This is a genomic window from Patulibacter sp., from assembly GCF_030655195.1.
GTDB lineage: Bacteria > Actinomycetota > Thermoleophilia > Solirubrobacterales > Solirubrobacteraceae > Patulibacter.
Genome location: NZ_JAURWA010000178.1, coordinates 1 through 6,215, shown reverse-complemented (window position 1 = coordinate 6,215; position 6,215 = coordinate 1). Strand labels below are relative to the sequence as shown.

General features: G+C 75.7%; 8 protein-coding genes and 2 tRNA genes. 6 read left to right on the top strand and 4 right to left on the bottom strand.

The features are described 5' to 3' along the window. A partial coding sequence (locus Q7T67_RS19410) for a hypothetical protein (protein ID WP_304793784.1) occupies nt 1-466 on the bottom strand: 466 nt, incomplete at its 3' end. 302 nt (nt 467-768) lie between these two features. On the opposite strand from Q7T67_RS19410, the gene Q7T67_RS19405 reads away from it, so the two are divergent. From Q7T67_RS19405 to Q7T67_RS19390, 4 genes are all read left to right on the top strand, one after another. After that, nucleotides 769-1,173: a phage holin family protein gene (locus tag Q7T67_RS19405; protein WP_304793782.1), complete on the top strand. Its 405-nt coding sequence runs from the start codon at nt 769-771 to the stop codon at nt 1,171-1,173. Beyond that, nucleotides 1,170-1,745, top strand: a complete 576-nt coding sequence (locus tag Q7T67_RS19400; RefSeq protein WP_304793779.1) for a DUF3618 domain-containing protein — start codon at nt 1,170-1,172, stop codon at nt 1,743-1,745. Before Q7T67_RS19405 ends, Q7T67_RS19400 begins: the two co-directional genes overlap by 4 nt. Beyond that, on the top strand, nt 1,742-2,002 hold the full coding sequence (locus tag Q7T67_RS19395; RefSeq protein WP_304793776.1) for a DUF4235 domain-containing protein: 261 nt from the start codon (nt 1,742-1,744) through the stop codon (nt 2,000-2,002). Before Q7T67_RS19400 ends, Q7T67_RS19395 begins: the two co-directional genes overlap by 4 nt. An 88-nt stretch (nt 2,003-2,090) precedes the next feature. Then, a complete protein-coding gene (locus tag Q7T67_RS19390; RefSeq protein WP_304793773.1) occupies nt 2,091-2,396 on the top strand; it encodes a hypothetical protein in 306 nt (101 codons plus the stop codon). A gap of 23 nt (nt 2,397-2,419) precedes the next feature. On the opposite strand, the gene Q7T67_RS19385 is transcribed toward Q7T67_RS19390, so the two are convergent. Both Q7T67_RS19385 and Q7T67_RS19380 read right to left on the bottom strand, forming a co-directional pair. Continuing rightward, entirely contained in the window at nt 2,420-4,036 is a 1,617-nt protein-coding gene (locus tag Q7T67_RS19385) for an HD domain-containing protein (RefSeq protein WP_304793770.1), read from the bottom strand. Between the two features lie 126 nt (nt 4,037-4,162). Continuing rightward, nucleotides 4,163-4,236: transfer RNA gene (locus Q7T67_RS19380), tRNA-Val, on the bottom strand. A gap of 116 nt (nt 4,237-4,352) precedes the next feature. Here Q7T67_RS19380 and Q7T67_RS19375 point away from each other — a divergent pair. Then, nucleotides 4,353-4,423 (top strand) — tRNA-Cys (locus Q7T67_RS19375). 48 nt (nt 4,424-4,471) lie between these two features. On the opposite strand, the gene Q7T67_RS19370 is transcribed toward Q7T67_RS19375, so the two are convergent. Next, nucleotides 4,472-5,920: a hypothetical protein gene (locus Q7T67_RS19370; RefSeq protein WP_304793767.1), complete on the bottom strand. Its 1,449-nt coding sequence runs from the start codon at nt 5,918-5,920 to the stop codon at nt 4,472-4,474. 84 nt (nt 5,921-6,004) lie between these two features. Between Q7T67_RS19370 and Q7T67_RS19365 the strand changes: the two genes are divergently transcribed. Beyond that, the coding region (locus Q7T67_RS19365; protein WP_304793764.1) for a hypothetical protein at nt 6,005-6,215 on the top strand (211 nt) is incomplete at its 3' end.

The following is a 6,215-nucleotide window of genomic DNA, read 5'->3' as shown; positions in this document are numbered from 1 at the left end:
GCCTCGCCCAGGCGCCCGGGGCCCCGCGGGTCCGTCGGCCGGGCAGCTCCGTGGGCGTCGCGTGGGGGCCGTGGACGACCCGGGCAGCCGGGGAGGCCGGACCGAGCCAGGCGTCGAGGATCTGGGGCGGGACCCGGTTCGCGCCCGGCGCGCGGCCCGCCGGGCGGGCCGCCCCGGCCCGTGGACCCGGCCGCGGCCCGACGTGCGGTCCGCCGCCGTCGAGCTCGATGTCGATCCGCCCGTCCGCCACGACGCACGCGGTGACCTGTCGGCCGAGCCCTGCCCGCAGCTCGCTGCCGACCGCTGCGGGGCGTGCCGTCCGCAGCAGGAGCAGCGGTTCGTGCACCGACTCGTAGGCGCGCAGCGTCACACCGGTGACCCCGCGGATGCCCCGCATCGTCGTGATCAGGCCGTCGAGGTGCGCGCCGTCGCGCACGCCGGTGATGCGCACCTGCACGTCGGCCACGGCGGGCCCGGCCGAGGCGGCGTGGTCCGACGGGTCACCGGGGTGCGCGGCAGGCGTCAACGACGGGCCCCGTGACGGGGGCGGGGAACGGGGGCGGCGTCGGGGCGACCGGGACAGCGCACGACGACACGGTACTCGGAACGTCCACCGCCGTGACGAATACTCATCCACCGGTGGACGCCTTCGGCTCCCCCGATGGGGGGATGCGGACGCGCGGTGCGGTCCGGTCCGCCGAGGTCCCGTGCGCACCGGTGGTGGGCGGATCCGGTTTTGGGGCGACCCGGAGGGGGAAGACGACCTCCATGGCCTCACCCACGCAGGACGAGCGCCCGGTGGCGCAACTCGTCCAGGACCTCTCCCAACAGACCGCGACGCTCGTACGGCAGGAGCTGCGCCTCGCCCAGCTCGAGATGCAGCAGAAGGGCAAGAAGGCCGGTATCGGTCTCGGGCTCTTCGGCGGCGCCGGCGTGATCGCGTTCTACGGCGTCGGCGCGCTGACGGCCGCGGCGATCCTGGCGCTCGCCACGACGCTCGACGGGTGGCTCGCCGCACTGGTGGTCGCCGTCGTCCTCCTCGCCCTGGCCGGCATCGCCGCGCTCGTGGGCAAGAAGGAGGTCACGGACGCGGTGCCGCCGGTGCCGCAGGACGCGATCGGCAGCACCCAGAGGGACGTCCAGGAGATCAAGGACCGGAGCGGTCGAGCATGAGTTCGAAGAAGCAGGACGACACCCCGACGGAGGACGCGACCGTCGAGCAGATCCACGCCGCGGAGCCCGCGCACCCCGAGCCGACGCCCGGCACACCGGGCGCTGACCCGGTCGAGGATCCGGCCGACGTCGACGCGAAGACGGCGCTCGAGGCGCAGATCGAGGAGACGCGGGGCGAGCTCGGCGACACCGTCGAGGCGCTCACGTACAAGCTCGACGTCAAGGCCCGCGCGAAGGAGGGCATCGACGAGCGCAAGCAGGCCGCCAAGGACGGTGCCGTCCAGGCCAAGGAGGCCGTGGTGAGCACCGCGGCCGCCGCGAAGGAGCGGGTCGAGGAGGTCGCCTCCGCGGCCCAGGCCAAGGCGTCCTCCGCCGCGCACGACGCGCAGGACCGCGCGGCGGACGCCCGCGACTCGGCCCGGGAGGCCACCTCGGGTGCCGCCTCGAGCGCCCAGGACGCCGCCGGTCAGGCCGGTCGTCAGGTGCAGGAGAACAAGGTCCCCGTGGCCACGATCGCGGCGGTGGCGGGCGTGCTCGTCCTGGTCGTCGTCTGGCGCAGGAGGTCCCGATGAACGTCCTGTACCGGCCCGTCGGCATCGGCCTCGGCCTCGCCGGCGGCATGCTCGGCGCGCAGATCACCAAGCAGGTCTGGAAGCGCGTGGCGGGCGAGGGCGACCCGCCCGGTCCGCTCGAGAGCGAGTACGGCTGGGGCGAGATCCTCCTGGCCGGGGCGCTCTCCGGCGCCATCTCGGGCGTCATCCGCGCCGCCGTCGACCGTGCCGGCGCCCAGGCGTTCGAGCGCGCGACCGGCGAGTGGCCCGGGGACTGATCCTCGGACGTCCGTCCGGCGGCCCGCCGGACGGATCGCTCGCCCGTCGGCCGTTCGCGGCCGGCGCGGCGGGGGAACAGGGCAGACCATGCAGCGCGACACGAGCAGCCCGGGTCCCGAGATCGGCTGGGCGTTCGGCGCCGCCGGATTCGTCGTCTCGGCCCTCGCGGGCCTGGTGCTCGACGCGGGCCTCGGCTTCGTCCTGCTGCTCGCCGTCCTCTGGGCCGGCCTCGGAGCGCTCTTCGCGTTCCTCGTCGAGCGCAGCACGGTCGAGGAGCACGACCGCCTCGACGAGCTCCGGAACACCCGGCTCGCGACCCTGGCCCTCTCGACCGACGACGGCGTCGAGCACGGGCGCGCCGACACGCCGCACCGGGATCACGCCGCGGCCTGACCCGGCGCGGTCCGCCGCGCGGGTCAGGCCCCGCGTTCGGCGATCAGTTGCGCGGCGTCCGCCCGCAACCGGTCCGACGCGTTCAGCGCCGGGTCGTCGACCACCCGGGCGAGCAGCTCGCGCAGCACCTCGCCGTGGGCGCGCCCGGGCCGCAGGCCGAGGTCCTGCAGGTCGGCACCGCCGATCGCGAGCTGGCGGATCGTCGTCGCCGCCCCGGCCTCGTCGCGCAGCCCGCCGGCGAACGCCTCGGCGTCCCGGAGCACCGGGTCTCCCGGCCCGGGGAGCTCGGGTCCGCGCGCGGAGCGGTCGTATCGCCGCAGGTCGGCCAGCATCAGCGCGCGGCGGACGCCGTGGCGGGCGTGGAACCGCCGTGCGGTCCGTGCCCGGTCCGCCGGGCGCGCGTCGGCGAACCCCTCCGCGTCGCGGAACCCGTGGTGCTCGATCAGGTGGACGACGTCGTCGCGGTCCGCACGGGAGAGCCGCAGCCGCGGTGCCCAGACCCGGGCGTGCCGGGCGGAGGCGGCCTCGTGGCCGTGGAACGACCGACCGCCGTCCGCGTGGTCCCGGAACACCTCGGCCTTGCCGCTGTCGTGGAGCAGGGCCGCGGCCTTCAGCAGCCACGGCGCCCCGTCGCGGTCCGCTGCGGCGACGGCCTGCAGCGCGTGCTCGGCCACCGTCAGCCGGTGGTGCGGGTCGCGCTGCGCCAGGCCGACCAGCGGCGTCAGCTCCGGCAGGATCCGGCCGAGCAGCCCCCAGTCCAGCGCGAGACCCAGCGCGTCGGCGGCATGGGGCCCCGCGAGGGTCTTGACGAGCTCGTCGCGGATGCGGTCCTGGGTCAGGCTCGTCCGGGTGCTCCGGCGCACGACCTCGCGGACCGTGCCGTCCGGTGCCGTGACCGTGTCGGTGACCCGCTCGGGCTCGGGGGGCACCACGCCGTCGGGGCCGGGCAGGCCCTGGATCGCCATCGACGCGGCGGCCTCGCGCACGAGCCGCACCGTCTCGGGGTCCGGACGCGTGCCGTCCTTGGCGATGCGTGCCATCAGCCGGAACGCGCGCAGCGCGTCGTCGCGGAAGCTGTCGGGCGAGATCGCGCGGACGACGCCCGCCGCGATGTCCGCCGCTCCGCCGTACGGGTCGAGGACCTCGCCCGTGCGCGTGTTGCGGGCGATCGCGTTGCAGGTGAAGTCCCGGCGACCCAGGTCGGCGAGGACCGCCTCGCGCAGGGACGGGTCTCCGGCCCGCGCCGCGGGCTCGAGGTGGCGCAGGTGCTCGGCGACCGGGACGGGGACGATCTCGAACTCCGCGTGGCCCTCGCCGGTGGAGACCTCGGTGCGGGCCAGCGCGATCTCGGCACCCTCGGGACCCGTGAAGTCCGCCCGCACCCGGACCCCGACGAGCCGGCCGGCGACCTCGAGCGGCTGCGGCCGGTGGCCGGCGGCGCGGCAGAGCGCCGTGAGCTCGTCGGCGGTGATGCCGCACGCGAGGACGTCGACGTCGGTCTCCGGCCGACCCATCAGGCGATCGCGCTCGACGCCCCCGACGGTCCACGTCTCGGGGATGCCCAGGGCGTGCACCCCGGCGATCAGCCGATCGCGGGCGGTCGGGCGGTCGGTGCCGCGCTGCTGGGGGACCTCGGCCATCTCGCCCTACGGTACGGGCCGGACCCCCGGGACGCCGGGCGGAGCTCCCCGGCAGGGCCCGGAGCACCGCGGGTGGGCGGGAACGACGAAGGCCCCGCCGGAGCGGGGCCTTCGGGTCCTTCGAGGTGCGCCATACAAGACTCGAACTTGTGACCTCACGCATGTCAAGCGTGCGCTCTAACCAACTGAGCTAATGGCGCCTGCCGGTACTGCGGTGCAGCAGGTTAGCAGCGTGTGATCGTGGACGGCGCGCGGGTGTGGAGGGGGTCGCGAGGGGGCGCCTGCGGGACCGGAATCGCTACATTGCCCGGGTCCGGGCACCGTGGCGGAGTGGTTACGCAGCGGCCTGCAAAGCCGTGAACACCGGTTCGATTCCGGTCGGTGCCTCTGGAACCCGTCGGCCCGCGCGAGAGCGCGGGCCGACCTCGTCCCGGGTCAGGCGATCGCCGCGCCCGGACCGTCCGACGCCGCCCGCGACGTGGGGGAGGACCCGGGCGGGCCGCCCGCCCGGCCCGTGCGCCACTCGCGGATCAGCCAGGTCCAGCCGGCGCACCCCGCCACGAGCAGGACCGGCATCAGCGGCAGGTTGTAGCGGCCGTGCGCGACGGCGAGGGTGTGGACGCCGGTCGCGATCAGGATGCCCAGGCCGATCGACGCGAGGGCCGGGTCGCGGCGCCGCACGACGCCCCAGACCAGACCGATCGCGCCCAGGGCGACGAGCGCGATGTGCAGCGCCGTCCACCAGTCGTTGGTCTTGTCGAAGCCGCCGCGGGCGTAGCGGGTCCACATCTTCGCGGCCTTGAAGGCCATCATCTTGCCGAACTCGACGGGGTCCCCCAGCGCGTACTTGCGCAGGTTCTCCTTGGCCTCCTTCGACAGCGCCTCGTCCCGCTCGAGCTCCGGGTGCCGGGCGGCGACGTCGTCCAGGACGACCTGGGCGGGGATCGTCGTGTACGGCCGGTCCTTGTACTTCGGGTGCCGGGCGACGGTCTCGTCCTTCAGCGCGAACTTCATGTCGAACGTGGACCCGTTGCCGGGCAGGAACGTGCCGACGAACAGCGCGGATCCGCCGCCGCTGGTCACCGGGACGAACGAGTCGGACTTGCCCGTGGCGTAGACCGTCCAGGGCGAGACGACGACGACCACGCCGACGAGGAGCAGCGCGGCGCTCTGGACGCCGCGGCGCCAGCCGACGGTCGGGCCGAGGACGACGAGCGCGAGGACGGCGCAGAAGACCGGCACGAAGAGCAGGTCGGTGCGGGTGAGGAGCACGGCCCCGAACAGCGCCCCGGCCAGGAACCACCACGATCTGTGCCGCGTCCGCCAGGCCAGGGTCAGGGCGGTGAACGCACAGGCGACGAAGAACGCGCCGAGGGGCTCGGAGAGCAGGCTGCTGGGGCCCCAGGCCAGGGGCGGGTACAGCGCGACGGCGGCCGCGCCCGCCACCCCGGTCCAGGCCCCGACGAGCACCCAGCCCAGCGCGAAGGCGACGAGGATGGTCGCCGTCGAGATCGCCCACTGCGCCGCGTGCAGCGGGGCCGTGTCCTCGCGGCCGGCGGGGTGGTCGCCGGGGGCCAGCGCGTAGGCGGTCGCGAACACGTACGGGGTGAACGGGGGCCAGTGCAGCGCCTTGATCTCGCCGTCGCGGCGGATCTCCGCACCGGTCCTCTGGCTGCCGGCCAGCACCTTGACCCCGCGGCGCGTGCGCCCGGTGTACTCGTCCCGCAGCGCGATGTTCTGCGCGATGCTCGTGTAGGAGCGGGCGTCCTGGCTGAGCTCGGGCTGGGGGTTCAGCGCCTGGTAGGCACGGATCCCGCCGCCGACGAGCATCACGATCAGCAGGGCCACCCAGGCGGAACGGGGGATGGAGCGCAGCCGGGGCATCCGCGGGCACGATACGGGGTCCCCCGGCCGCGGGCGGACGGTCCCGCGGCGTGTCGCGCCGACGGCCGGGGTACCTTGGCGGGCATGGCCGACGACGAGCGCGACACGATCCACGACGAGGCCACCCGGGTCAGCGGCGGCGTCGATCCGACGTCGCCCCAGGGGACCGGCTCGCCCTCGGGCACCCCGGCCGCCGCCGCGGCGGGCGGCGCGGCACCGGGCTCCGTCGAGCACATCGACGGCCCCGGCGACGGCGCGTCGAGCGCCGCCGCGCAGGCCGCGGCGGCGGCCCAGG

Bases quoted from the DNA above. Each gene is read 5' to 3' on its own strand.
- Q7T67_RS19385 (WP_304793770.1), bottom strand. From the start codon at position 4,036: ATGGCCGAGGTCCCCCAGCAGCGCGGCACCGACCGCCCGACCGCCCGC.
- Q7T67_RS19390 (WP_304793773.1), top strand. From the start codon at position 2,091: ATGCAGCGCGACACGAGCAGCCCGGGTCCCGAGATCGGCTGGGCGTTC.
- Q7T67_RS19395 (WP_304793776.1), top strand. From the start codon at position 1,742: ATGAACGTCCTGTACCGGCCCGTCGGCATCGGCCTCGGCCTCGCCGGC.
- Q7T67_RS19400 (WP_304793779.1), top strand. From the start codon at position 1,170: ATGAGTTCGAAGAAGCAGGACGACACCCCGACGGAGGACGCGACCGTC.
- Q7T67_RS19370 (WP_304793767.1), bottom strand. From the start codon at position 5,920: ATGCCCCGGCTGCGCTCCATCCCCCGTTCCGCCTGGGTGGCCCTGCTG.
- Q7T67_RS19405 (WP_304793782.1), top strand. From the start codon at position 769: ATGGCCTCACCCACGCAGGACGAGCGCCCGGTGGCGCAACTCGTCCAG.